The following is a 23,167-nucleotide window of genomic DNA, read 5'->3' as shown; positions in this document are numbered from 1 at the left end:
GGTCAGGTCAGCAAGGAAAACGCCACGCTGCGCCAGTTGCTGTTCTTCAATCTGCCCACGCTGCTGACCTGGGCGCGCATCGTCGCCATCCCGCTCATCGTCGGCATCTATGCGCTCGACCTGCCCGCCGCCCATGCCAACCTGATCGCCACGGTGCTCTTCATCGTGGTGGCCTTCACCGACTGGCTGGACGGCTGGCTGGCGCGCCGGCTCAACCAGACCTCGTCCTTCGGCGCCTTCCTGGACCCGGTGGCCGACAAGTTCCTCGTCTGCGCGTCGCTGCTGATCCTGGTGCAGCTCGGCCGCGTGCATGCCATCCTGGCGCTGATCATCGTCGGCCGCGAGATCGCCATCTCGGCCCTGCGCGAGTGGATGGCGCAGATCGGCGCGTCGGCCAGCGTGGCGGTGCACATGCTGGGCAAGGTGAAGACGGCCGCGCAGATGGTGGCCATCACCTTCCTGCTCTACGACGGCCGTCTGGCCGGCGCGATCGACACGCGCGCCTGGGGCACGGTGCTGCTGGTCATCGCCGCGGTGCTGACCATCTGGTCCATGGTCTATTACCTGCAGCGCGCGCTGCCGGCCATCCGCCGCTCCGCGGCCGGTCGCTAAAGCGGCGGATACCGGCCAGCTTCCCAGGGCAAGCGGGCCAGGCACGGCGGCATAGAATCGGCGCCGCATTTGCGCCCGCAACCGGCCGTCCTGTGCCGTCACGTGCGGCCCGCACACCGGTGCGCAACTCCGTTCAAGTCGTAGCCGCGCGCCCCGCGCGGTGTCCAAAGAGGGTTTCTTCGTGAACAAGTCCGAGCTGATCGAACACATTGCCAAGCAGGCCGACATTTCCAAGGCGGCCGCCGCGCGCGCGCTGGACGCCGTGATCGGCGGCGTGAAGGTCACGCTGAAGAAGGGCGGCAGCGTGTCGCTGGTCGGCTTCGGCACCTTTGCCGTGACCAAGCGCGCCGCGCGCACCGGCCGCAACCCGCGCACCGGCGATCCGGTCAAGATCAAGTCGGCCAAGATCCCCAAGTTCCGTCCGGGCAAGGCGCTCAAGGACGCGCTGAACTGATCTCTTGTTTTCGTCACCGGTTTCGGCCGGGTGCTTAGCTCAGCTGGTAGAGCGGCGCCCTTACAAGGCGTAGGTCGGCGGTTCGATCCCGTCAGCACCCACCAGGCCCCGCAGCAGCGGCGGGGCGGCGGCAAGGTCGGTGGCCCAGGCCCCTCCAGCGGGCCTCTCCAGGCAAGGCGGACCCCGGTTCGCCTTCGCTACTTCTTGAGCCAGGCGTGCGCCTCCAGCGGCACGTGTGAGGTCCTCCGATGTTCAGTTTCGTGCGCAACAAGACGCGAGTGGTGCAGGTCGTGATGTTCGTCCTGCTGGCCCTGATCGCGGTGTCATTCGTCCTGGGCGGACTGGAGGGCTTCCTGCAGTTCCGCAGCAAGGACAAGGGCCTGGCCCACGTGGCCGGCCAGCCGATCACGCAGTCGGAGTTCGACAACGCGCTGCGCCAGCAGGCCGACGTGGTGCGCCAGCAGATGCCCGGCATCGGCGCGGCCTTCTTCGACACGCCCGCCTTCAAGCAGCGCGTGCTCGACGACCTCATCCGCCAGCGCGTGCTGCTGCATGCGGCGCAGGACCTGCGCCTGGTCACGCCCGATGCGCGCCTGGCTCGCCTGATCGTCTCCGACCCGCAGGTCGCTCCCTACATCAAGCCCGACGGCAAGTGGAACACCGAGCTGCTGGCCGCCGAGGGCCGCGACCCGCTGACCATCGAGGCCCTGCTGCGCCAGCAGTACTCGCTGCGTCAGGTGCTGGCCGGCATCGCCGACACCGGCATGGTGCCGCAGGCCGCCAGCCGCGTTGCGCTAGACGCCGTCTTCCAGCGCCGCGAGGTGCAGATCGCCCGCATCGACGCCCAGCCCTTCGCGGCCCAGGTGCAGCCCACCGAGGCCCAGCTGCGCGCCTACTACGACGCCCCGGCCCATGCCGCGCAGTTCCAGGCGCCCGAGCAGGCCAGGGTGGAGTACTTGGTGCTGGACCAGGCCTCGCTCAAGAGCGGCATCAAGCTCGCGGCCGAGGACGTCAAGGCCTACTACGAGCAGAACGCCGCCCGCTTCGCCTCGCCCGAGGAGCGCCGTGCCAGCCACATCCTCGTCAAGGTGGATTCGTCAGCCACGCCGCAGCAGCGCCAGGCCGCGCAGGCCAAGGCCGAGTCGCTGCTGGAGCAGGCCCGCAAGGCGCCGGCCTCCTTTGCCGAGCTGGCCAGGAAGAACTCCGACGACGTCGGCTCCGCACCCAACGGCGGCGACCTGGACTGGTTCGGCCGCGAGGCCATGACCAAGCGCTTCGAGGAGGCTGCCTTCGCCCTCAAGCCCGGGCAGATCAGCGACGTGGTGGAGACCGAATTCGGCTACCACATCATCCAGCTCACCGGCGTGCGCGGCGACGAGCACCCCATCGACGTGGCCCTGCAGGCGCCCGTCGAGCGCCGAGAAGCCGAATTGCTCCCCCGCGTCGTCGCGCGTGCGCAACTCGAAGCCCGCCGCGCGCAGCCATCCGACCATGCAGTCCTCGATGACGTGGCCGCGATCGAAGACGCGCAGCAGGCGGCCGTCGGTCTCGCGACCCGGATCGACCGGGGCGTCGGCAAACTCGTACTGCAGCGCGCGCTCGCAGGCGACCCCGAGGCGCGAGGCGCCCAGGTAGGTGCGGCGAGGCTGCGCCGCGCGAGACTGCTGCAGCCCGGCGTCGATCAGCGCCGTGATCTGACCCGACAGGCTCTTGGAGGCGTTGAAGTCCATCATCGCCGCGCCTCCTTGGGTGCTGCCGTGCGTGCCGTCTGCGCTTGAGCCTTCGGCTCCTCCCACGGCAGATCGTCCTCGAGGTCGGCGAACGGGTCGGACACCGGGTCTTTCAAGCCCCGCACCGGCGGGTACTTGGTCGCTTCGTGGTGCTCGACCATCGCCTCCGTGTAGCAGGTGACGATGGCGTCGATCACCTGGAGCGCCTCGGCCTCGGAGTAGTCGCCCAGCGGCTTGTCGAAGCCGATGCGTTCTGCCGCCGCGCCGAAGGCCTTGAGGCACTTCTTCATCGCGGCCAGTTCGACGTCAGACGGATCGATCATGGCCACCTCCGTCTTGGGCGTGTGTCCTTCCTGCACGCGCAGCCAGTGGCCGTAGAGCGCATGAAACACCTGCTGGCAACGCCGCGAGCAGAACACCCAGTCGATCGGATAGCGCCGGGCATCGCCCACCGGATGCCGAAGGTCCGAGTGGCCGTAGCCGCGCGCCTGTCGTTTGCAGACCCAACACTTCACTGACCCTCCTCTCACTGCGCCCAGGCCGGCTTGCCCGGCACGGCGGGGCGTTGCGGGTTGACGGGCGGCGTCGTGCGCGGCGGGGTTGCTGCGGCGGGTGCGCCGGTGGAACCACTGCCGGGGTTCTTCGGCGGCAGCCCCATCAGGCGGGCGTAGTCCGGGTGGTCGGGCTCGACGGCGTTTCGGATGACGTTCTTCAACTCGCCGCGGCCGTCCTTCTCGACGTCGATGCGGGCCGCAAACTCGATGCCGTCGAGCTCGTGGAAGCCCTGGATGCGACGCGCGGCGGCGGCCTGCGGGCTCATGTCCTGGGGATGGACATTGCGGGCGGAATTGAGCACGGCGCGCACGAAGCTGCGCCCCATCTGGCCCCAGGCCGGGCCCTTCGCGCTGTGCAAGCCGATGTTCGACCACAGCTTGCGCCGGGCGTACTCGCCCTCCAGCACCACGAACTCGGCCGCCAGATACACCGAGCCAGTTTCAAAGCTCTGCGTGGCGTAGCCGCCGGTCCAACCCTGGGCCGGGTCATCAAAGCCCCCGGGCTTGAGGGTCATGCGCACGCGGGCGAGCGTGCCCTTGGGGATCAGGTCGAAGTGCTGCTGCTGTTCGGCGTCGTTGAAATCGGACCAATGGGTCATGGCTTACTCCTGGGATGCAGTGGGGGATGGCGGGATTCGAGTGGCGGCGGCGCACTTGTCGATCAGCGCGCGCAGGTTCGGCGGCTCCAGCAACTCGAGCTGGCCGGAGCGGTCCTTGGCCGGGACGCCGTAGGGGTTCACCGTGTGGCAGACGAAGGCGCGGTAGGACGAGCCGTCCTCGGCCTTGATCTCGGCCAAGGTGACGACTTCATCGACGATGCCGGGCAGTTCCGCCGCGGTCTTGGCGCCCTCGATCTGCGGCACGAAGACCTTGCGGTTGAAGTCGTCCAGGCGCTCGTCGAGGATGGCCACGAACACCACGTGCTTGCCGCGCGCGTGCTGCAGGTGGGTCAGCGCCCCGATGAGTTCCGAGCCGAGCAGGCCGTAGGCGCCCCGGGTGTCGGGCTTGCCGGTGCGCTCGCTGTAGGCCTGCGGCTGGGTCTTGGCCCAGACGAGCGCCAGGCGCGCGAGTACCGTGATCGAGTCGACGAAGTAGGTGTCGTACTTGGCGAGTTGACCGGGATCGCCGTAGCGCTCGCACACATGCCGGTAGTGCGCCTCGGAGAACGGCGCGTCGGCGGGCAGCGCCGGGTTCGGGCCGGCGAGGAACACCACGAGATCGCGGAACTCCGGCCAGGTGCTCGGGCGCACGCAGTCGCCGCGCCAGTCCTTGACGGCCAGATCCCCGGCCTCGAGGTCGACGAACAGGGTCGAGGCTTCGGGCAGGGTCTTCAACTGGCTGGTCTTGCCGATGCCGCTCTTGCCTAGAAGCACGAGCTTCACGCCCTGCTTCTCGCGCAGCCGCTGGTCGGCGGTGATGATGGGGAGGGCCATCACGCCACCTCCTTCAGCACTTCAGCGACGGCGGGGTTCCAGAGGATCTGGTAGCCGGAGTGCCCGTTGCGGGAGTAAGGCATCGCCTCGGCCCAGGCCTCGCCGGCCTCGGTCAGTTCCCACTCGTCGCGTTCGTTGCGCAACTGCAGGCCGTGCGCGGCCAGACGCTGGTTGGTGGCCTTGGCCGACAGGCCGAGCAGCCTGCCGAGCTGGGTGGCGTTGAGCGAGCAGATCGCCTCGTTCGCGGCGGTGTCCCTGGCAGGAAGGGCGCGGCGCAGCGTCTCGACCGCCAGGCCCGTGTTCTCCTGGATGCAGGTGAGCGTGGCCGCCATCGCGATGCCGGGTTTGACCCCCGGCACCTTGGCCACGGCCTCGCCGATCAGCAGGAGGGCGGTGACGCGGTCCTGGGTGGGCGCGGGCAGTGCCGGGCGTGCACTTGGCACCGTGTAGCTGCCCGTCTTGCGGATCGCCGGCAGCACCTCGTGTGTCACCCAGCGCTTGAAGTGCTTGGCCTCGCGCTTGCGGCTACCCAGCACCAGGCTGTAGAGGCCGGGCTCGTTGACGACGTTGACCTGGTCATTGCCGCGCGAGATGCCCTGAATTGAGATCAGGGCTTGCTCGTCAGGGTCCAGTCGCGCCAGGGCGCGGGTGGTGTTCGGCAGTTCAAGAACCGCGCACACATCCGCCGCGACGAACCACGGTTCGCCTTGGGCATCCGTGACGACCCGGACCGGACGGCCTTCGAAATCAAACGGGATCAGTTCGGTGCTCATGGATCACTCCTCCGAGACGAGGGCCAGCCGGAACGTGGGCTTGCCGGGCTTGACGGTGCGGGCGGCCTCGAACCCGGCGCGCAGTGCCGGCGGCCAGTTGGAGAAGCGCGATTCCGAGACGGAGTACTCGACGTCCAGGTAGTCCTCGACCTTCTCGCCGGCGGCGGCGATGCGCCGGGCGATGGCGGCCAGTTGCACCTGGTCCCAGGACACGCGCTTCGGGACATCGACCGTCACGCGCAGCGGTCCGTCGTTCAGGTGCACGACGCCGAAGTCCTTGCCGGCCTCGAGGCGTGCAGCACGGGCCTGCTCGCCGTAGGCGGCCTCCAGCGCGGCGTCGAACTTCGCGCGGGCTTGCTTGAGCCAGGCGAGCGCTTCGTCCAGGTGGCGGCTGATCTCCGCCTTCTGGGCGGGCGGAAGCGCGGCGAGCTGGCCGACGGACATCGCGGCGATGTCGGCGGGGTAGAGGGTCAAATCGCTCATCGCATCCCCCTTCAGCGCGCCGCGCGCTCGGAGGTCGAGTCGTGCAGGGCGCCACGCTCGAACTCGATGACCGACTCCAGGGGGTAGCCGACGCGCTTGGACAGCTTCAGGTAGCGCGGGCCCCGCCCTTCGCTGCGCCAGCGCTGCAGGGTCTTGGGGCTCAGGCCCCAGCGCTGCGCGAGCTCGTTCTCGTTGAGGACCCGACGGTCGCCGGGAGACAGGCTGTTGATCGCATCGACCGGCGACCGGGTGATGGTGCTTGCCGTTGTCGGCATGGAAGCCTCCTATGACGCTGTTGAGGAACAGGTGTCATTGCAGGCTTCGGGTGGCGAACATACGAGGGACGCAATGGCGAACCACGCGCAAACTTCGGGTTCGCCAATCCGCACGCGTCCATGCCAAAACGGCGAGCACGCGGCTCGCCGTTCTTGGGGACAGGGGGATGGTCAGCGGCCCACATCGGCGCAACTGACGGAACTGGCCGGCACCATCGCGCATCGCGTGTGCCGGCACCTGACGCGCAAAGGCTGGCTGGAAGGCGAGGACGAATCCGTGTTTCTGTCCGACAGCGCGGGTAGCGACGACGGCATGGACGCGCTGCGGATGAGTTCGATCACCTACCGCATCGCCACCGGTCGCGACGCTGGCCGCAAGGTCGTCACCCTGAAAACGCTACCCGGTGATGCGGGTTCTCTGGACGGCGACGCCGGCAAGGTCGGCGGCTTCTCGCTGCATGCCGGCGTGGCCGCGGAAGCACACGAGAGCCACAAGCTCGAAAAGCTGTGCCGCTACATCACGCGCCCGGCGATCAGCGAGCAGCGGCTATCGATCTCATCGCAGGGTAGGGTGCGGTATCAGCTCAAGACGCCGTGGCGCAATGGGACCACGCATGTCGAATGGGATGCGGTGGACTTCATCGCCAAGCTGGCGGCACTGGTCCCGCCGCCACGCGCGCATCTCACCCGCTTCCACGGCGTATTCGCCCCGAACGCGAATCTGCGCGCGCAGCTGACGCCCTCGGGGCGCGGCAGGCGGCCTGCGAGCGATGCAGTGCCGGTGGACGTCAGCGCCCACGACGAGCCGCGCAGCCCCGAGCAGAAGCGCCGTGCGATGAGCTGGGCGCAACGGCTCAAGCGGGTCTTTTCCATCGACATCACCACCTGCGCCCACTGCGGCGGCGCGGTACGGATCGTCGCCAGCATCGAGGAACCCACCGCCATCCGCGCCATCCTCGCCCACTTCGAGAAGCACGGCGCGCTGGAGCAAGCGCACTACCGGCCCGCAGCGCGCGCCCCGCCGCCGGCCGCGTGACGAGGTGCCGGCCACTCAACCGGAAGCGAAAGCAGAATCCGATCCGATGCGGCCACGACCCCGCAGGGCTGCGCTCGGCCCTGTGCCGGGATTCGGTGAGAAATGGCTACGCACTGAGCCGCTGCGTGGCCCCGCGATGTCGAAAACCCACGCATGAACCCCCGATCTGTGCCCGATCTGTGCCCAAAGCGGCGCTTGCGCGGCCGCTTCCTACCCGCCAGATTCGCAAAAAAGGGCGGTTGAACTTCCTATACCCTTCGCGTTTCCCTTTCGACCCACCGGCCACCGCGTCGAGAACCGAGGACATCGCCCATGACCGACCCGCTTCGCATCGACATTCCCCTCGTCCTCCCCGAGGTGACCGACGCAGCCGATCGCTGTGTCGGCCGGCTGCTCGCCGACCTGCAGGCGCGAGAGGGCGTTTCTAAGGCGCACGTCGTTGCGGCGAGCGAGTCCGCGCCCCCACAACTGTGCGTGCATTACGACCCGTCGGTGCTGACGCTGCCGCGGATCCGTCAGCTGGTGATCGCCGCAGGCGCGCAGGTTTCGGCGCAGTTCGGGCACGCGATCTGGCATGTCGGTGCGCCGCACGCCCGGCGGGCGCGTTCGCTTACCGAGCACCTGCGGTCGATCCCGGGGGTGTTGGATGGCGCGGTCAGCGCGAGCGGCGTGGCGCGCGTGGAGTTCGATCGAACCGTCAGCTCGGAGGAGGCCATCCGCGCAGAACTCGAGCGCCTTGCAGGCGCGACTGGCGTGGCAGCTACGACCGCAGGGGGTCGGGGCGCCGGGATCGATGAGTCGGCGCATGGCGGGCGCGGCACGCGGGATGGGCACTCCGATCAAGCGGCGCCCGATGAACGCGACCAGCACGGCAAGGGCGACGAGCACGGCCATTCCCACGGCGACGGCGGCTTCTGGTCGGGGACGGAGTTGCGCTTCGCGCTGGCGTGCGGCGTGCTACTGCTGATCGGGTTCCTGCTCGAGCGCTTCGCGACGGTGCCGACGTGGATCCCGCTCGCCGCCTACGTCGGTGCCTATGGGTTCGGCGGCTGGTTCACGGCGCGCGAGGCGCTCGACAACCTGCGAATGAAGCGGTTCGAGATCGACACCCTCATGCTCGTTGCAGCGGGGGGCGCGGCCGCGCTCGGTGAGTGGGCGGAGGGCGCCCTCCTGCTGTTTCTCTTCAGCTTCGGGCATGCCCTCGAGCATTACGCCATGGGGCGCGCGAAGCGGGCGATCGAGGCGCTGGCCGAACTCGCGCCGCGGACCGCGACCGTGCGGCGTGGCGGGGCCTTGGTCGACATCCCCGTGGAGGAGCTCGCGCTCGGCGACGTCGTGGTCGTCAAGCCCAATTCCCGCCTGCCGGCCGACGGCTTCATCATCGCCGGCGACAGCAGCATCGACCAGGCGCCGGTGACCGGGGAGAGCATTCCGGTCGACAAGCGTGCAGTCCCCGACCCGGCAGCGGCCCGCGCCAATCCGGACGGCATCGATGCCGCGCACCGCGTCTTTGCGGGCACGATCAACGGAAGCGGCGTCATCGAGATCGAGGTCACGCGCAAGTCCAGCGACAGCGTGCTGTCGAAGGTGGTCCGAATGGTCAGCGAGGCGGAGACGGAGAAGTCGCCGACGCAACGCTTCACCGACCGCTTCGAGCGCGTCTTCGTGCCGGCGGTGCTCGTGCTGGCGGTGCTGTTGCTGTTCGCCTGGGTGGTGGTGGACGAACCGTTCCGGGACAGCTTCTATCGCGCGATGGCCGTGCTGGTGGCGGCCAGCCCGTGCGCTTTGGCGATCGCGACGCCCAGCGCCGTGCTGTCCGGCATCGCCCGCGCAGCGCGCGGCGGCGTGCTGGTGAAAGGCGGGGGACCGCTGGAGAACCTCGGATCCGTGTCGGCCATTGCGTTCGACAAGACCGGCACGCTGACCGAGGGGAAGCCTCGCATCACCGATGTGGTCCCAGCCAGCGGCGTGGACCCCGCCGAGCTGCTCCGCGTCGCGGTCGCGGTCGAGAGCCTCAGCGATCATCCGCTGGCTCGCGCGATCGCGACCGACGGGCGCGCACGCCTCGGCGGCGCCGACGTGCCCCCGGCCACCGACCTCGAAAACCTCATTGGCCGCGGCGTCAAAGCGCAACTCGCGGGCGAAACGGTCTACATCGGCAAGGCCGAGATGTTCGGCACGGATGGGATCGCGCCGCTGTCGGACGAGATGGCCGCCGCGATTGCCGCGCTTCGGGAGCAGGGGCGCACCAGCATGGTCGTGCGTCGCGGCCGCGACGACCTCGGCGCGATCGGCCTCATGGATACGCCCCGCGAAGCAGCCAGGGCGGCGCTCGCTCGGCTCAAGGCGATGGGCATCCGGCGGATGATCATGATCTCCGGCGACCATCAGAAGGTGGCCGAGGCCATCGCCCGGGAGGTCGGGCTGGATGAGGCCTGGGGCGATCTGATGCCACAGGACAAGGTCGAGGCGATCAAGAAGCTGAGGGCCGAACAGAAGGTGGCTATGGTCGGCGACGGCGTCAACGATGCGCCCGCCATGGCTAGCGCGACCGTGGGCGTGGTGATGGGCGCCGCCGGGTCCGACGTGGCGATGGAGACCGCCGACGTCGCACTGATGGCCGATGACCTGTCGAACCTGCCGTTCGCGGTCGGGCTCAGCCGGAAGACCCGCGCGATCATCCTGCAGAACGTGTACGTGAGCCTCGGCATCGTCGCCGTTCTCGTTCCCGCCACGATCTTCGGATTGGGCATCGGGCCCGCGGTAGCGGTGCACGAGGGCTCCACGCTGCTGGTCGTGTTCAATGCGCTGCGGTTGCTTGCCTATCGGGAGGCCGCTCGATGAGCCGGCGAGGCGGATACGTGCCGCACTCGGCCCTTCGAATGGCGTCGGGCCGGCGAGCCTGCCCGCACGGCTGCCCGATGAACCGGGCGGTGTCATGAACATGCCCACCGACCTCACGGCTGCACTGGCGGCGGAGTTCGCTATGCCCGGCGCTTCGGTCATCCTAGAAACGGCAGTTGGATGCGCCCGAGCGTGCCGTGATGGGCGCGTCAGGCAAGGCGTGAGGACGCGGCAGGCCCGTGCCTGCGAGGACGAGCAACGCCGCATGGCGCGACCAGCGCGGTGCGATCGGGTGCATAGCGCGCTCACCCAACAGGTGAACGCGACCGAAGCCGTGAAAGTCAGCATTCATGCAGGTTGCCCAAGGATAGCGAGCGGTCAACTGCCGTTTCTAGGGTCATGCTGGTCAGCAGCCTTCGACTGCTGCTGGCGGCGGTGCTCGGCGGCGCCATCGGGTACGAGCGCGAGAAGAAGGAGCGATCGGGAGGGCTGAAGACTCACATCCTGGTGTCCGTTGGTTCGGCGCTGTTCGTGATGGCGCCGCTCTACGCAGGCGTTTCGCAGGCCGACAACACGCGGGTCGTCCAGGGCGTGGTGTCGGGTATCGGTTTCCTCGGCGCCGGCGCGATCCTCAAGCTGCAGCGGGACATGCGTGTCGAAGGGCTGACCACCGCGGCGAGCATCTGGCTCACCTCGGCGATCGGCGTCGCTGCCGGGCTCGGCAATGCGCTCCTGGCGATCATCGCCACGGGCGTGGCTCTGTTCGTGACCGCCGTGATTCCGCGCCTGGTCCCCGATGGCGGCCGGAAGTGAGTGCGGTGGACAGGCGACAAGCGACGTGACGGAGGAAGCGATCCATGGGTAAGGCATGTTGCGGGCCCGGGCCCGACGTCGAACGCCTGCAGGCGGAGCAGCGGCGGGCGCTCAAGATCGTGCTCGCGATCAATGCATCTACCTTCGCGATGATGCTGGTCGCGTCGCTGGCGAGCGGATCGGTGTCCCTGTTGTCGGGTGGGCTGGACAACCTGGGCGATGCGCTGACGTACGGCGCAAGCCTCGCTGTCGTCGGCCGCCCGGCCCCCTGGAAGGCGCGAGTCAGCCTGCTCAAGGCGGCGTTGATTCTCGCTGCGGCAATGGGCGTCGCCGTCCAGCTCGCCATCCGCATCGGCGAGCCCTCGGCCCCGGCACTGGACACGATGTCCGTGGCGGCCGTACTGAACCTGGCGGCGAACGTCTATTGCCTGCGACTGCTCACACCCTTCCGGCATGGCGACATCAACATGGCGTCGTCCTGGGAGTGCTCCCGCAACGACGTGATGGAAGGCGTCGCCGTTCTGCTGACGGCGGGCGCGGTCTGGCTGACCGGCTCCGGATGGGCGGACATCGTGGTCGCCGCCGCGCTGCCGCCGGCGACGGCAACGCGATCCAGGCGCGGATCAAGCAGATCAAGGCGCAGATCGAGGAGACCACCTCCGATTACGACCGCGAGAAGCTGCAGGAGCGCGTGGCGAAGCTCGCCGGCGGCGTGGCGGTGATCAAGGTCGGCGCCGCGACGGAAGTCGAGATGAAGGAGAAGAAGGCGCGCGTCGAGGACGCGCTGCACGCGACCCGCGCGGCGGTCGAGGAAGGCATCGTGCCGGGCGGCGGCGTGGCGCTGCTGCGCGCGCGTGCGGCCATCGCCGAGCTCAAGGGCGCCAACGAGGATCAGAATCACGGCATCCAGATCGCGCTGCGCGCGATGGAAGCGCCGCTGCGCGAGATCGTCACCAACGCCGGCGAGGAGCCGTCCGTCATCGTCAACAAGGTGAAGGAAGGCACCGGCAGCTTCGGCTACAACGCGGCCACCGGCCAGTTCGGCGACATGCTCGAGATGGGCATCCTCGACCCGACCAAGGTGACCCGCACCGCGCTGCAGAACGCCGCCTCGATCGCCGGCCTGATGATCACCACCGAGGCGATGGTCGGCGAGCTGCCGAAGAAGGACGAGAAGGCCGCCGGCGCCGGCATGGGCGGCATGGGCGACATGGATTTCTAAGCCCCGCGATCCATCAAGCAAGACCACAAAGCCCGGCCTCGTGCCGGGCTTTGTGCGTTCTGGCGTCCGAGGCGGGAGACTTCCTACCCGCCCCGCGGCAATGTCTGACGCGAAGATCAGAAAACGCCGATATGAACGCGTGCTCGCGGGCGCAACCCTGAGCAGCCGTCCCTGCAACGGAGCGCTGCGTGCCGCGCCTGACCGCACCCCGGCGGCAGGCCGAGGTGTGCGCGCCACTGCCGGCCGCCCACGCCGCTGCGCGTTACGCGCGCCACCTGCCCGAGCGCACGCTGCTGTATTCGCTGGTGCAGGCGCATTGGCCGGACTTTCTCGCGCGTCTTGAGGCCGAAGACCGCCCGCTGCCCGAGTATGTGCGCGAGGAGTTCGATGCCTACCTGCGTTGCGGCGTGCTCGAGCACGGCTTCCTGCGCGTGGTCTGCGAGCACTGTCGTGCCGAGAGGCTGGTGGCGTATTCCTGCAAGAAGCGCGGCTTCTGCCCCAGCTGCGGGGCGCGGCGCATGGCCGAGAGCGCGCGGCACCTGGTGGACGAGGTGTTCGGCCCGCGGCCGGTGCGGCAATGGGTGCTGAGTTTTCCGTACCCGTTGCGCTTCCTGTTCGCCAGCAAGCCTGAGGCGATCGGCCCGGTGCTGGGCATCGTGCATCGTGTGATCGCCGGTTGGCTTGCCGATCAGGCCGGCGTGCCGCGGGATACGGCGCAATGCGGTGCGGTGATCCTGATCCAGCGCTTCGGCAGCGCGCTGAATCTCAACATCCACTTCCACATGCTGTGGCTCGACGGCGTGTACGAGGACACCACCGAGCGTCCGCAGCGCAAGCCGCGCCTGCACCGCACCCGTGCGGCCGGTCACTGGGCCGGTGGCGGAAAACCCAGCAGCCGGCGCTGTTCGGCCCAGTCGCGGGGCAGCAGATCGTGCCGGCCACGCAGGGTCTGCAGGTTCAGATGGCGGGGCTGGCGCCCGTCCAGGATGGCCTCGACGATGTCGGGGGCCAGCAGGGTCAGGCGCAGCACCTCGGCCACCCAGCCGGGCTCCAACTTCAGGGAGCGTGCCAGCTCGGTCGTCGTGGGATAGCGCCCCTCGTCGAGCAGTCGCTTCCAGTAGAAGGCCTTGCCCAGCGTCTTGATCATCGGCGCATCCAGGCCGCCCATGGCTGCGGCTGCGGACTCGGGCGTCGGCGGGATCAGGAGCTTGCGGTTTTGCCGGCGCTTGATCGTCAGGGGCACCAGGGTCACCCGCTGCCCGTCGCTGACGTAGCTGCGCGCGTCGTTGCCGACCTCGACCCGGATCGCGCGGCGGCGGGAGTTCGGCGTCGGATCGGGAGGCGAGCGGGTCATGCCAAGACCTCCTCGGCGCTCGCGCGGCACTCGCCGACCAAGGGATGCGCGCCGATCTCGGGCCCCAATCCCAGCCAGCCGTCCTCGCGCCAGAGGATGTCGAGTCCGTGCTCATGCAGTTGGACCCGCTCGATCAGCAGCCGCGCGATGCGTTGCTGCTCGGCCGGGAACAACTGCGCCCACACGTCGCCGATGCGTCGCATCGCCACCACCACCTGCGCCTCATCGAGGGCGGCACCGGCCGGGTGGCGCTGGCACGCCCGCCAGGTGCCGATCAGCACCTCCGGCGCCGAGAGCGCCGCGTGGATCTGCGTCAGCACCGCGTTCTCGATCTCGGCCGCGGGCAGGTGGCCGACGTCCGGGGCGTCCGGCGCCAGGCTCGCGCCCGCGTTGCGGCGCTTGTGCAGGTAGGGGACGTAGTAGCGGTAGGTGTAGGGTTCCGGACGATTGCATAGATCCTTCGCGTCGTGCACTCTTCGTTAGTTGTAGGGTTCCGGACGATTGCATAGATCCTTCGCGTCGTGCACTCTTCGTTAGTCGCGCAGTGATGCGAGAGCTGATCGACAACCTCCGGAGCGCTCAACCATGATTATTCGCCTACACAAAAACGCCACCACAACCCCCGCCACCCGCGCCTACATCGTCGTCCCTGAAAAATTCATTTTCACGCCGCCCTTAGCCGCAGCTGGGCAGGGTTGGCGCCACTGGTCTCGGTTGGCCGCCGCTGGGCGAGCCACCGGCCGATGAGGCGCACGGCCGCAATGAGGCGCAAAAAAGCTCGCCTCAAGAAGGGCACGCCCTTGTTGGCGATCATGCGCAGCAGCCAGCGGATGTTGTAGCCCGCCGCGCACAGCACCGCGTGCAGCCGGTCACCCTGCTCGCCCTTGAGGTGGCACCTGTCCATGCGGTGATCCTGCTTCAAGTGCCCGATGACCGGCTCGATGGCCTGGCGGCGCTTGAGCAGTCTGCGCTCCTCGTGCGTCAGGCGCTTGATCTTGCCGCGGTGCACCAGGCGCACATCCGCAATGTCGGCCTCCACCCCGCGGTAGCCCAAGTCGGCATAGGCCGTGTTGGGCTTGATGCCGCTGTCCTGCATCAGGATCGTGGCCTGCTCCAGCTGCGCTTGCAGCGTGTGCCCGTCGTAGGGGTTGCCATGGAAGGCCCGGGCTCCGACGATGAGGCTGTGCTTCAGGGTGCTGGCAATGCCGACCTTGACGCCGAACTCGTAAGGGCAGCGGGCCTTGCCCTTGTTGATGCACTCCACCTCCGGCGCGTGCCAGGCGTAGAGCTTTCGAGTCCCGTCGGCGGTCTTTCGGTTGGCAGTCTGCGCCACCAGACGCGCTGCCTTGTTGAGGGTGTGGCCAAGAGCGCTCTGGATGGCCTGCCCCAGGCGGCTGGCCTTGCGCTCGATCTCCCGCTGCAGCCTGGCCACGATGGTGCGCTGACGCTTGATGACCCGGCGCATGCGCGCAAACTGCCGCGCGTGCGCATAGCGTCCTGCCTTGCGGGCCAGCTCCTTGCCTTCCTTGGCAAAGGTCTGCTTCAAGGCGATGCCGGCGGCCTTGGCCGCCTCCACCAGCTTGGTGCGTGCCGTCTCCAGCAGCCGGCTGTCGGTCGGATGGGCCACCGCCTTGGGTTGTACGGTGGTGTCCACCACCACGCGCTTGAGTTCCTGCGGCTTGATGAGTCCGGTTTCCACCGCCACGTTGATCGTCTGCGCCAGGAGTTCTTCCACCCCCTCCTCGCCCAGCAGCCGGCGAAACTTCACCAGCGTCGTGGCGTCACACGGCAGCCGGTCCTCGTAGTAGGCCAGACCCGAGAAGTACTGCCAGCGCGGCGTGTCGCGCCAACGCTCCACCACCCCTTCGTCCGACTCGTTGAAGGCGTGCTTCAGATACAGCAGCGCGATCATCACGCGCAGCGGCACGCGGGGTCGGCCTGCGTTGGACGCCCGAGCTGCGCGCACCGGAGATTCGCCAAAGAGGTCCAGATCGGGCATGGCCACCCCAGAGCGCGCTTTGCGCATGAACAGGTGCGACAGCCTTGCTTCCAACTCCTGCCACGGCATGCGTGAGGACAACACCGCCAGCGGATGGCGCAGGTCGATCATCTGATCGAGCCGGGCGCGGAAGAAGTCCTCGGTGGCGGGGCAGGCAAACATCGCAAAACTCCCAGAAAACGGCGCATCAGACCATCAAATCTGGGGGAAATTGTACTCGCAAACAGACAATAACACAAGAAAAATCATGAGGTTATGAATATTTCAGGGGCGACTACATCCAGTCCTCGTCCTTGTCGGTTGCGGCCTTGGCAGCCGAGTTGGGCGTATCCGAAGACACCATCCGCCGCTGGAAGCGTCGGGACTTTGTGGAAGATCGCCCGCATACCGCGCATCGTTTGCAGACGACGCTCACCCCGGCGCAGGAGCTTTTGGTGGTGGAGCTGCGCAAGACCCTCCAGCTACCCCTTGACGATCTGCTGGTGGTCACACGGGAGTTCATCAACCCCCGGGCCTCACGTTCTGGGCTGTATCGTCTGCTCAAGCGCCATGGCCTATCCCAACTGCCCAGTGAAGCCAAGGATGCGCCTGCTTCCAAGCCATTCAAGACCTACATGCCGGGCTACCTGCACATCGACGTCAAGTACCTGCCGCAGATGCCCGACGAACATCAGAGGCGTTATCTCTTCGTCGCCATTGACCGCGCCACCCGTTGGGTCTTCATCCAGATTAAGCCAAACAAGACCGCAGCCGCGGCCAGAAGCTTCCTGAAGGCCTTGCACAAGACCTGCCCGGTCAGAATCACGCACATCCTCACCGACAACGGCAAGGAGTTCACGGATCGCCTCTTCGCCTCAGGCGCGCGCGCACCGTCCGGGAAGCACGAGTTCGATCAGCTCTGCCAGGCCCTTGGCATCGAGCATCGCCTCACCAAGCCCAGACACCCTCAGACCAATGGCATGGTCGAACGCTTCAACGGCCGTATTGCCGAGGTCCTTGCCACCCATCACTTCAACAGCGCCGAGGACCTCGAGACTACCTTGACCCGTTATGTTTGGCTGTACAACCATCATTTACCCCAGAAGGCAATCGGACACATAACACCTCTGGAGGCCTTGAAAAAGTGGTACCCTCAACGCCCCGATCTTTTCATCTTCAAACCACGTAATCGTCCGGGACCTGACACGTAGATTCTACTCCGTGCAAGACGATTTCTGGCGCACAGGTTTGTTTGTCGCAATTGAATATCTCGTGTTGGGAATACGAGGATACTTACACCTGCCTCAAGCCCAACGCAATCAACTACTGCCAACCCTTGATCAATGCTGGTTGCTGGCAGACAAATTCAACATGTGCCCAGTGGGACAGCATCCTGGGCTCAGGCTGCATGAAATATACGCAGACCTATCGTTGTAGCGATCCGTCGCAACCAACGCCCCCGATGGCCACCCCAAACTGCCCCACTTGTGGCCGGTCAAACTGCTCCAGGCAGGACGGTCGAATTATGAGGCTTCAGGGCTGATGGCGATGCGCGCGGCGGCCTCCTTGAGGCGGTAGCTCTTGCCCTCGAATTCCAGCATCGCGCAGCGGTGCATCAGGCGGTCCAGGATGGTGGTGGCCATGGTGGCGTCGCCCAGATACTTACCCCAGTCCTGCACCACCCGGTTGGAGGTCACCACGATCGACCTGCGCAACTTGTAGCGCTGGTGCACGATGGCCTGCAACACCTCGGCGGCGTGCTCGCTGATGCGCCGCGCCAGGAACAGGTCATCCAGGACCAGCAGGTCGGGCTGCACCCACTCCTTGAGCAGTGAGCCCCGCTCGGTGGCATTGCCCAGCGCGTAGCGGCCAAACTCGGTGTCCGCCTCCAGATAGCGCACATCGTGACCGGCCAGCGTGGCCTGGTAGGCCACCGCCTTGGCCAAGTGGCTCTTGCCCGTGCCGGGCTTGCCCACGATCAGTGCATTGGCGCCCTCTGCGATGAACTTGAGCGTGTGCAGCTCAAAGCAGGCCGATCTGGGCAGCTTGGGGTTGAAGCGCCAGTCAAAGTCGGCCAGCGTGACCTTCTCATCCAGCCCCGAGCGCTTGTAGCGGCGCTCCATCAGGCGCGTTCGGCGCCGGTCCAGCTCGTCTTGCAGCATGGCGGCGAAGGTCTCCAGGAACGGCTCCTGGCTGGCCTGGGCCTGCATCACGCGGGTCGACAGGGTCTCGGCAATGCCCGAGAGGCGCAATTCGCGCAGCGCGCGTTCGATCTCGGCCAGGTTCATGCCAGGCTCCCCGGTGCGGTGGTGGTGGCAGCGGTGGTACTGGATACGGTTGCCGTGGCCGTGGCTGCGGCGTGCGCGAAGAGATCACCGTACTCATCGACATCGCGGATGAGCCCGTGCTGCTGGGTCAGCTCTGGGGTGGTGAGCACCGCGCCGTTGTCACCGCTGGCATGGGCTTCAATGGCGGCGAGCGCCTGGGCAAAAAGACCCTCGCTCAAAGCCAGCACGCGCTTGTAGCTGTAGATGCCCTGCTCCAGGGCCTGGGCACAGGCGGCGTTGACGCAGTGGGCCGGGTAGCGCCGCACCAGAGCCACGATGCCCCAGAGCTTGCGCTGCCCGACCCGCCCCTCGATGGCAAAGAGCAGCTCACACAGACGGGCCGCATGTTCGCCGATCTCGCTGGCCTGGCGCAGGATGTAGCGGGTCTCGCGCGAGGGGTTGAACACCCGCTCGTCCTGGGGCAGCACGACAGAGCCAGGACGCTCGGCCTTGGGGTGGGTGCGCAGCAGATCGCCCGTGCTGGCCTGACGGATCTCGATGCGCTGGGCGTAGATGCGCACCAGCACCTTCGATCCGATGGCCGCCGGGCGCGCGGCGTAGCTGCTGTGCGCGACGCGCACGCAACTGTCATCGCACACCGTGCGCTCGACCTCGCTGAAATACTGCATGCCCAACAGCGGCAGCGCCTTGAGGTAGGCGCGTTCTTCCTCGAACATGGCCTGCACCTGGCGCCGCTCGGTGCCGTGGATGCGCTTGGCCGCCCAGTTCTTCTCCCAGTGCGCCAGGAACTCGTTGTGGGCCTCGATGGACTCGAAGCGCCGGCCCTTCAAGGCCGTGGCCTGGGTGTGGCCGATAGCGTGCTCGACCGTGCCCTTGCGGTTGGGGTCGCGTACCCGGGCTGGGTCGGCCACCACATGGTAGTGCGCCAGGGTGGCAGCGTAGACCTTGTTGAGTTCGGGTTCGTACAGGTCGGGCGTGATGACGCCTTCCTTGAGGTTGTCCAGCACCACGTACTGGGGGCAACCACCAAAGAAGCGAAAGGCCCGCTCGTGCAGCTCGGCCCAGATCTGGTGGCTGGACTTCCAGACCACGCAGCGAAAGCTTGCCCGCGAGTAGCGCAGCGTGGCCACGAACAGGCGGGGTTTGCGGTACCGATCAGAACCCGGCACCCGGGTGGGAGCGCCTTCGCCGTAGTCGACCTGCATCTCCTCGCCGGGCAGGAAGCTCAGGCGGTCGAACTGCTCGGGCTCCTTCTGGCGCAGTCGGGCCACGAAGCGTTTGACGGAGTTGTACTGGCCGGCAAAGCCGTGCTGGTCGACCAGGTCCTGGAAGATGGCCATGGCGTTGCGCTTGAGACGCAACTGCGCCTGGATGAACTCACGGTGGGGTTCGCACAGGGAGGAAGCCAGTGGCGCAGGGGCAACAGCAGGAGCCGGTGGCCGGGGTGGGGCAGTTTGACTGGCCACCGCCTCAGAGCCGGTGGCCACCCCGGGGCAGTTTGCCCGTTCGGCCGCAAAGCGTTGCCGGTAGGCGCGGATGGTGTGACGGGAGATACCTGTGACCCGCTCGATCTCTCGCTGGCTGGCGTTGGCCTCCAGCAGCGTCCATATGGTGGTTTGCAAGTGTGGCTTCAAGACGTTCACTCCGGTGGTCCCCTCGTTGGTGAGGGGGTGAAAGTAACGTCCTGCCTGTCGGCCAGCGGGCGACCAACATGCCAAGCTCAATGCATCAGGTCACCACTGGTCAGGTGGAGCAATTTGGGTGGCCATAAGTGGAGCACTTTGGGTGGCCGCCGGGGCCTCGTGGACATGTGCACAGGCCGGCCAGCGGCCTGCACACATGCCCACCGGGCTCGACGACCAGGAGTCATTGTGACTGTTGGGTTCCACACGAAATGACGAAGAGCCGGTACAATTCCCACATGCCTCGCCGGCTTGTCGCCTTCATTCTCAGTCTCGTGCTGTCCTGCTACGGCTTCGCCGCCGTGGCGAAGGCGCTCGTGCTGACAAGCGGCGATGACCACGCCGTGGCGCACCTGCTGGAGCAGGCCCACCACCACCACGACGACGGCAGCGTGCACGTCGATGACAGCGACGAGTCGGTGCAGCACGTGATGGTCGACCAGTGGCTGGGCGCTCCAGCCATGCCGGCAGAGCCTCCCGCACTGCCGCACCTGCGCTTGGTCGCCGCGTCGCCCCCCGACCATTCCATCTCACGCATACCTACGCCCTACCTCGAAGGGCCCAGGCGACCTCCACGCTCCTCCGCTGACTAGGCTTCAAGTCGCGCTGCGGCATCGCGCCGCAGTGACTTTGGTGTCGCGCCTTCCCGTGCCGCTTGGCGCTGGAGGGCCACGAGTCAACGGAACACCGTGAAACCCCTTCTTGCACGGGCCGTGCGCAGCTTGCGTGCGATACCTCTTGCGCTGGCCGTCCTCGCTGCCAGTGCTCAACAGCCGGCGCCTTCGGCCTCTGCGCTGCGCACAGCTGTGGACGCGGCATGGCAACGCGCCCAGGAAGCCGCCGAGGCACAGGGCCAGGTTTTAAGGGCCGAAGCCAGTCGAGCAGCGGCCTCCAGCCTGTTGCCGGCTGTCCCGGCGATCGAGCTGTCGCACCGCGATGAGCGGTGGCTAGAGCGCGCGCCGGGCGCCGGCCGCGAAACCGAGCTGGCTGCGGCGCTGCCCTTGTGGATGCCCGGGCAGCGGGCCAAGCGGACCGCGGCCGCTGAAGCGCAAACCGCCATGGCCCAGGCTGCTGCCGCCTTCAGCCGTTGGCAGATTGCCGGCCAGGTGCGCGAACTCGCGTGGCGGGTCGTCGGGGCGCGGGCAGAGCTGCGGCAGGCGCAAGCCCAGCGGGACATGCTTGAGCGGCTGGCCGCAGACGTGGACCGCCGGGTCCAGGCCGGTGACCTGGCGCGTTCCGACGCGCTAGCCGCCCGGGCCGAAGCGCTCTCGGCAGTCGCCTCGGTGCGCGATGCGCAACTCCGCCTGACCGAGCTGGAACGGCAGTGGGTGGTGCTGGCGGGCATGCCGGCGCCGGCCGCAGAACAACTGGACGAGCCTGTGCCGGTCTCAGCGGCGGGGACTGGGTCTCACCCACATCTGCAGTTGGCCGAACGCCAGGTCGAGCACGCCCAACGTCAGCAGGCTGCAGTCGCAGCCGACCGGCGCGACCCGCCGGAGTTGCTGCTGCGCTACCGCCAGGAAGCGGGCGGTGTCGATTCACAGGCCCGCAACAGCGTCGGTGTTGGCGTGCGAATTCCGCTGGGCGGTGACGTGCGCAACCGGCCGCTGGAGGCCGCGGCGTCCTCCACGCTGCTGGTCGCGCAGCGGCAACTGGAGGTCGTCCGCGCCCAGGTGGACGCCACCCTGAAACAAGCCGAGGACGCCCATGTCGCCGCGCTGGAGCGGCTGGCTGCCGATCGCCAGCGCCATGCGCTCGTCAGCGAGCGGGCGGCGCTCGTCCAGCGCGCCTTCAACGCCGGCGATCACAGCCTGCCGGAACTGCTGCGCGCGCTGGCTGCCTCCGCCGCGGCCCAAGCCGACCTCGAGCGCTCACAGGCGGCGCTCGGCTTGGCCCGTGCACGCCTGCTCCAAGCACAAGGAATCACCCCATGACCCGCATCTCCGCGCGGCGCTGGCTCGCCGCCCTGTTGCTCGCCCCGTGGCTGGCATTGGCCGCGCCCGGCGCGCATGGCCCCAACGGTGAACACCTGGACGGTCCTGGCGGCCACGCCCATGGTCCCGCCACCGACGCACCGCGCGTCGAAGCGCACTCGGACCTGTTCGAACTGGTTGCCACGCTGGCCGATGGAGAGCTGTCCCTTCTGATCGACCGCTACGCCACCAACGAGCCGGTGCTGAACGCCAAGGTAGAGGTGGAAGCCGGCAAAGCCAAGGCGGTGGCGAAATTCCACGCCGACCACGGCGACTACGCGGTGGCAGACGAGGCATTTCTGAAGGCGATCTCGCAGCCCGGCGAGCACCCCTTGGTCATCACGATCACCGCAGCCAACGACAACGACCTGCTCGATGGCGTGCTGAAGGTGACGCCGGCGGAGCACAAGGATCACGCTGCCGCGACCTGGCAGAGCTGGGCGTGGGCAGTCGGGGTGCTGGTGGCGGCCGTGCTGCTTGGCCTTGTCTGGTGGTCCCGCAGGCGCGGGTCTTCGTTGTCCAGGAGCGCCGCATGACCTGGTTGCGTCGTAGTCCCCGCGGCTTCGTGCTGGTGACGCTGGTGTCCCTGCTGACCGCCGCGCATGCGGCTCCCGGCGCCCACGGACCAAACGGCGAGCACTTGGACGGCCCCGCTGCGTCCACCGGCTCCGGGCTGATGCGGCTGCCCGACGGTAGCGTCAACGTGCCGAAGCTGGCGCAGCGCCGGATGCAGCTGCGCACGGTGCTGGCGCCGATGTCGCAAGCCGCCGCCACGGTGGAGCTGAACGGCCGGGTCATCGTCGATCCGAACGCCGGTGGCCGTGTGCAGGCGATCCATGGCGGCCGGGTCGAAGCCGGACCACAGGGACTGCCGGTGGCCGGCCAGGCGGTCAAGCGCGGCCAGGTGCTGGCTTATCTGCGCCACCATGCCGAGCCGTTTGCCGAAGCCAACCAGCGTGCGGAACTGGCAAAACTGCGCGCCGACCGACAGATCGCCGAGCAGCGGGTGCGGCGGCTTGAATCGCTGGAAGGCACGACGCCGCGCAAGGAGATCGAGGCGGCGCGGGCCGAGCTGGCCAGCCTGAGGGCACGCGAGGCCAGCATCGGCGGCAGCCTGCGTGCACGCGAAGCGGTCGTCGCGCCGGTGGCGGGCGTGATCGCGCGTGCCGATGTGCAGACCGGCCAGGTCGTCGAGGCGCGCGAAACGATGTTCGAGATCGTCGACCCGTCGCGGCTGATGGTCGAGGCGACGACGGCCGATCCGGGGCTCGCCGGCCGCCTGCGCAGCGCGCAGCTTGCCGGGTTGCCGGCCTACCGGCTGCAGCTGGTAGGCGCGGCAGCCTCGTTGCGCGAAGGTGTGCTGCCCCTGACCTTCAAGGCCACCGCGCCAGCTGGCACTGTGGCGCTGGCGGTTGGTCAGCCGGTCACCGTGATCGCGCAGCTCACCGAACAGGTCAAAGGCGTCGTGCTGCCGGCGGCGGCCGTGGTCCGCAGCCCAGCCAACGAACCGGTGGTGTGGATCAAGTCCGGCGCCGAGCGCTTCATCCCGCAGCCCATCGAGGCCCGCCCGCTGGACGCGAACACGGTGATCGTGACCCGAGGCCTGGCTCCCGACAACCGCGTGGTCGTGCAGGGCGCGGCCCTGGTCAACCAGATCCGCTGA

21 protein-coding genes, 1 tRNA gene and 5 pseudogenes are annotated in these 23,167 nt (G+C 67.9%); 15 read left to right on the top strand and 12 right to left on the bottom strand.

What is annotated here, in order from left to right; translation table 11 throughout:
• Positions 1–39: 39 nt before the first annotated feature.
• From pgsA to ACPYIS_RS11260, 4 genes and pseudogenes are all read left to right on the top strand, one after another.
• A complete protein-coding gene (pgsA, locus tag ACPYIS_RS11275) occupies positions 40–612 on the top strand; it encodes a CDP-diacylglycerol--glycerol-3-phosphate 3-phosphatidyltransferase (protein ID WP_424860194.1) in 573 nt (190 codons plus the stop codon).
• A gap of 181 nt (positions 613–793) precedes the next feature.
• Complete coding sequence (locus ACPYIS_RS11270) at positions 794–1,066, top strand: HU family DNA-binding protein (protein ID WP_424859171.1); 273 nt, start codon at positions 794–796, stop codon at positions 1,064–1,066.
• Positions 1,067–1,094: 28 nt separating this feature from the next.
• Positions 1,095–1,170 (top strand) — tRNA-Val (locus tag ACPYIS_RS11265).
• 144 nt (positions 1,171–1,314) lie between these two features.
• Positions 1,315–2,382: pseudogene (locus ACPYIS_RS11260) on the top strand (SurA N-terminal domain-containing protein); the annotation flags it as partial.
• 51 nt (positions 2,383–2,433) lie between these two features.
• On the opposite strand, the pseudogene ACPYIS_RS11255 reads toward ACPYIS_RS11260, so the two are convergent.
• The 7 genes and pseudogenes from ACPYIS_RS11255 to ACPYIS_RS11225 form a co-directional block, all read right to left on the bottom strand.
• A pseudogene (locus tag ACPYIS_RS11255) lies at positions 2,434–2,799 on the bottom strand (hypothetical protein); the annotation flags it as partial.
• Complete coding sequence (locus tag ACPYIS_RS11250; RefSeq protein WP_217105352.1) at positions 2,796–3,311, bottom strand: DUF6511 domain-containing protein; 516 nt, start codon at positions 3,309–3,311, stop codon at positions 2,796–2,798. The pseudogene ACPYIS_RS11255 and the gene ACPYIS_RS11250, both read right to left, overlap by 4 nt.
• An 11-nt stretch (positions 3,312–3,322) precedes the next feature.
• The gene (locus ACPYIS_RS11245; RefSeq protein WP_425973590.1) at positions 3,323–3,949 is read right to left on the bottom strand and encodes a hypothetical protein; all 627 of its coding nucleotides are present in this window, start codon (positions 3,947–3,949) and stop codon (positions 3,323–3,325) included.
• 3 nt (positions 3,950–3,952) lie between these two features.
• Positions 3,953–4,783, bottom strand: coding sequence for an ATP-binding protein (locus ACPYIS_RS11240; RefSeq protein ID WP_425974116.1), 831 nt, complete (start codon positions 4,781–4,783; stop codon positions 3,953–3,955).
• Positions 4,783–5,556 (bottom strand): BRO-N domain-containing protein, encoded by a 774-nt coding sequence (locus ACPYIS_RS11235; protein ID WP_424894685.1) that lies wholly within the window; start codon positions 5,554–5,556, stop codon positions 4,783–4,785. The genes ACPYIS_RS11240 and ACPYIS_RS11235 overlap by 1 nt, the downstream gene beginning before the upstream one ends.
• 3 nt (positions 5,557–5,559) lie before the next feature.
• Positions 5,560–6,039: a hypothetical protein gene (locus ACPYIS_RS11230; protein WP_424894686.1), complete on the bottom strand. Its 480-nt coding sequence runs from the start codon at positions 6,037–6,039 to the stop codon at positions 5,560–5,562.
• Between the two features lie 11 nt (positions 6,040–6,050).
• The gene (locus ACPYIS_RS11225; RefSeq protein ID WP_424894687.1) at positions 6,051–6,314 is read right to left on the bottom strand and encodes a helix-turn-helix transcriptional regulator; all 264 of its coding nucleotides are present in this window, start codon (positions 6,312–6,314) and stop codon (positions 6,051–6,053) included.
• 178 nt (positions 6,315–6,492) lie between these two features.
• Between ACPYIS_RS11225 and ACPYIS_RS11220 the strand changes: the two are divergent.
• From ACPYIS_RS11220 to ACPYIS_RS11200, 5 genes and pseudogenes are all read left to right on the top strand, one after another.
• A pseudogene (locus ACPYIS_RS11220) lies at positions 6,493–7,350 on the top strand (transposase); the annotation flags it as partial.
• A 312-nt stretch (positions 7,351–7,662) separates the two neighbouring features.
• Positions 7,663–10,194 (top strand): heavy metal translocating P-type ATPase, encoded by a 2,532-nt coding sequence (locus ACPYIS_RS11215; protein ID WP_141056745.1) that lies wholly within the window; start codon positions 7,663–7,665, stop codon positions 10,192–10,194.
• A 399-nt stretch (positions 10,195–10,593) separates the two neighbouring features.
• Entirely contained in the window at positions 10,594–11,007 is a 414-nt protein-coding gene (locus ACPYIS_RS11210; protein WP_141056746.1) for an MgtC/SapB family protein, read from the top strand.
• Between the two features lie 589 nt (positions 11,008–11,596).
• A pseudogene (locus ACPYIS_RS11205) lies at positions 11,597–12,229 on the top strand (TCP-1/cpn60 chaperonin family protein); the annotation flags it as partial.
• Positions 12,230–12,465: 236 nt separating this feature from the next.
• A pseudogene (locus tag ACPYIS_RS11200) lies at positions 12,466–13,089 on the top strand (transposase zinc-binding domain-containing protein); the annotation flags it as partial.
• Between the two features lie 5 nt (positions 13,090–13,094).
• Here the strand turns inward: ACPYIS_RS11200 and ACPYIS_RS11195 are convergent.
• From ACPYIS_RS11195 to ACPYIS_RS11185, 3 genes are all read right to left on the bottom strand, one after another.
• A complete protein-coding gene (locus tag ACPYIS_RS11195; RefSeq protein ID WP_425973589.1) occupies positions 13,095–13,583 on the bottom strand; it encodes a hypothetical protein in 489 nt (162 codons plus the stop codon).
• Positions 13,580–14,056 carry a hypothetical protein gene (locus ACPYIS_RS11190; RefSeq protein WP_425973588.1) on the bottom strand — a complete coding sequence of 159 codons (477 nt, stop codon included), beginning with the start codon at positions 14,054–14,056 and terminating at the stop codon, positions 13,580–13,582. Before ACPYIS_RS11190 ends, ACPYIS_RS11195 begins: the two co-directional genes overlap by 4 nt.
• Positions 14,057–14,247: 191 nt before the next feature.
• Positions 14,248–15,744 (bottom strand): IS5 family transposase, encoded by a 1,497-nt coding sequence (locus tag ACPYIS_RS11185; RefSeq protein WP_425973569.1) that lies wholly within the window; start codon positions 15,742–15,744, stop codon positions 14,248–14,250.
• A 116-nt stretch (positions 15,745–15,860) separates the two neighbouring features.
• Here ACPYIS_RS11185 and ACPYIS_RS11180 point away from each other — a divergent pair, with 116 nt between their 5' ends.
• Together ACPYIS_RS11180 and traN are read left to right on the top strand one after the other, a co-directional pair.
• A complete protein-coding gene (locus ACPYIS_RS11180) occupies positions 15,861–16,772 on the top strand; it encodes an IS481 family transposase (protein ID WP_425974114.1) in 912 nt (303 codons plus the stop codon).
• A 41-nt stretch (positions 16,773–16,813) separates the two neighbouring features.
• Complete coding sequence (gene traN, locus ACPYIS_RS11175; RefSeq protein WP_425973586.1) at positions 16,814–17,104, top strand: conjugal transfer protein TraN; 291 nt, start codon at positions 16,814–16,816, stop codon at positions 17,102–17,104.
• Here the strand turns inward: traN and istB are convergent.
• Together istB and istA are read right to left on the bottom strand one after the other, a co-directional pair.
• Positions 17,085–17,849 (bottom strand): IS21-like element helper ATPase IstB, encoded by a 765-nt coding sequence (istB, locus tag ACPYIS_RS11170; RefSeq protein ID WP_045786199.1) that lies wholly within the window; start codon positions 17,847–17,849, stop codon positions 17,085–17,087. The genes traN and istB overlap by 20 nt on opposite strands.
• On the bottom strand, positions 17,846–19,492 hold the full coding sequence (gene istA, locus ACPYIS_RS11165) for an IS21 family transposase (protein ID WP_424894389.1): 1,647 nt from the start codon (positions 19,490–19,492) through the stop codon (positions 17,846–17,848). The genes istB and istA overlap by 4 nt, the downstream gene beginning before the upstream one ends.
• A gap of 278 nt (positions 19,493–19,770) precedes the next feature.
• Between istA and ACPYIS_RS11160 the strand changes: the two genes are divergently transcribed.
• The 4 genes from ACPYIS_RS11160 (at position 19,771) to ACPYIS_RS11145 (ending at position 23,167) form a co-directional block, all read left to right on the top strand.
• Positions 19,771–20,124 carry a hypothetical protein gene (locus ACPYIS_RS11160; RefSeq protein ID WP_424859209.1) on the top strand — a complete coding sequence of 118 codons (354 nt, stop codon included), beginning with the start codon at positions 19,771–19,773 and terminating at the stop codon, positions 20,122–20,124.
• A 96-nt stretch (positions 20,125–20,220) separates the two neighbouring features.
• Positions 20,221–21,465: a TolC family protein gene (locus ACPYIS_RS11155; RefSeq protein WP_424859210.1), complete on the top strand. Its 1,245-nt coding sequence runs from the start codon at positions 20,221–20,223 to the stop codon at positions 21,463–21,465.
• Positions 21,462–22,040: a hypothetical protein gene (locus tag ACPYIS_RS11150; protein ID WP_424859211.1), complete on the top strand. Its 579-nt coding sequence runs from the start codon at positions 21,462–21,464 to the stop codon at positions 22,038–22,040. Before ACPYIS_RS11155 ends, ACPYIS_RS11150 begins: the two co-directional genes overlap by 4 nt.
• Positions 22,037–23,167 (top strand): efflux RND transporter periplasmic adaptor subunit, encoded by a 1,131-nt coding sequence (locus ACPYIS_RS11145; protein ID WP_424859212.1) that lies wholly within the window; start codon positions 22,037–22,039, stop codon positions 23,165–23,167. Before ACPYIS_RS11150 ends, ACPYIS_RS11145 begins: the two co-directional genes overlap by 4 nt.

The organism is Tepidimonas sp. HKU78 (assembly GCF_049860815.1).
Taxonomy (GTDB): Bacteria; Pseudomonadota; Gammaproteobacteria; order Burkholderiales; family Burkholderiaceae_C; genus Tepidimonas.
Note: the sequence above shows the minus strand (reverse complement) of the source record. Positions and strands in the feature narration are given on the sequence as shown.

Excerpts from the sequence above, each read along its gene's own strand:
- ACPYIS_RS11245 (WP_425973590.1), bottom strand. The coding sequence starts at position 3,949 with ATGACCCATTGGTCCGATTTCAACGACGCCGAACAGCAGCAGCACTTC.
- ACPYIS_RS11240 (WP_425974116.1), bottom strand. The coding sequence starts at position 4,783 with ATGGCCCTCCCCATCATCACCGCCGACCAGCGGCTGCGCGAGAAGCAG.
- ACPYIS_RS11235 (WP_424894685.1), bottom strand. The coding sequence starts at position 5,556 with ATGAGCACCGAACTGATCCCGTTTGATTTCGAAGGCCGTCCGGTCCGG.
- ACPYIS_RS11230 (WP_424894686.1), bottom strand. The coding sequence starts at position 6,039 with ATGAGCGATTTGACCCTCTACCCCGCCGACATCGCCGCGATGTCCGTC.
- ACPYIS_RS11225 (WP_424894687.1), bottom strand. The coding sequence starts at position 6,314 with ATGCCGACAACGGCAAGCACCATCACCCGGTCGCCGGTCGATGCGATC.
- ACPYIS_RS11215 (WP_141056745.1), top strand. The coding sequence starts at position 7,663 with ATGACCGACCCGCTTCGCATCGACATTCCCCTCGTCCTCCCCGAGGTG.
- ACPYIS_RS11210 (WP_141056746.1), top strand. The coding sequence starts at position 10,594 with ATGCTGGTCAGCAGCCTTCGACTGCTGCTGGCGGCGGTGCTCGGCGGC.
- ACPYIS_RS11195 (WP_425973589.1), bottom strand. The coding sequence starts at position 13,583 with ATGACCCGCTCGCCTCCCGATCCGACGCCGAACTCCCGCCGCCGCGCG.
- ACPYIS_RS11185 (WP_425973569.1), bottom strand. The coding sequence starts at position 15,744 with ATGTTTGCCTGCCCCGCCACCGAGGACTTCTTCCGCGCCCGGCTCGAT.
- istB (WP_045786199.1), bottom strand. The coding sequence starts at position 17,849 with ATGAACCTGGCCGAGATCGAACGCGCGCTGCGCGAATTGCGCCTCTCG.
- ACPYIS_RS11160 (WP_424859209.1), top strand. The coding sequence starts at position 19,771 with ATGCCTCGCCGGCTTGTCGCCTTCATTCTCAGTCTCGTGCTGTCCTGC.
- ACPYIS_RS11150 (WP_424859211.1), top strand. The coding sequence starts at position 21,462 with ATGACCCGCATCTCCGCGCGGCGCTGGCTCGCCGCCCTGTTGCTCGCC.
- ACPYIS_RS11145 (WP_424859212.1), top strand. The coding sequence starts at position 22,037 with ATGACCTGGTTGCGTCGTAGTCCCCGCGGCTTCGTGCTGGTGACGCTG.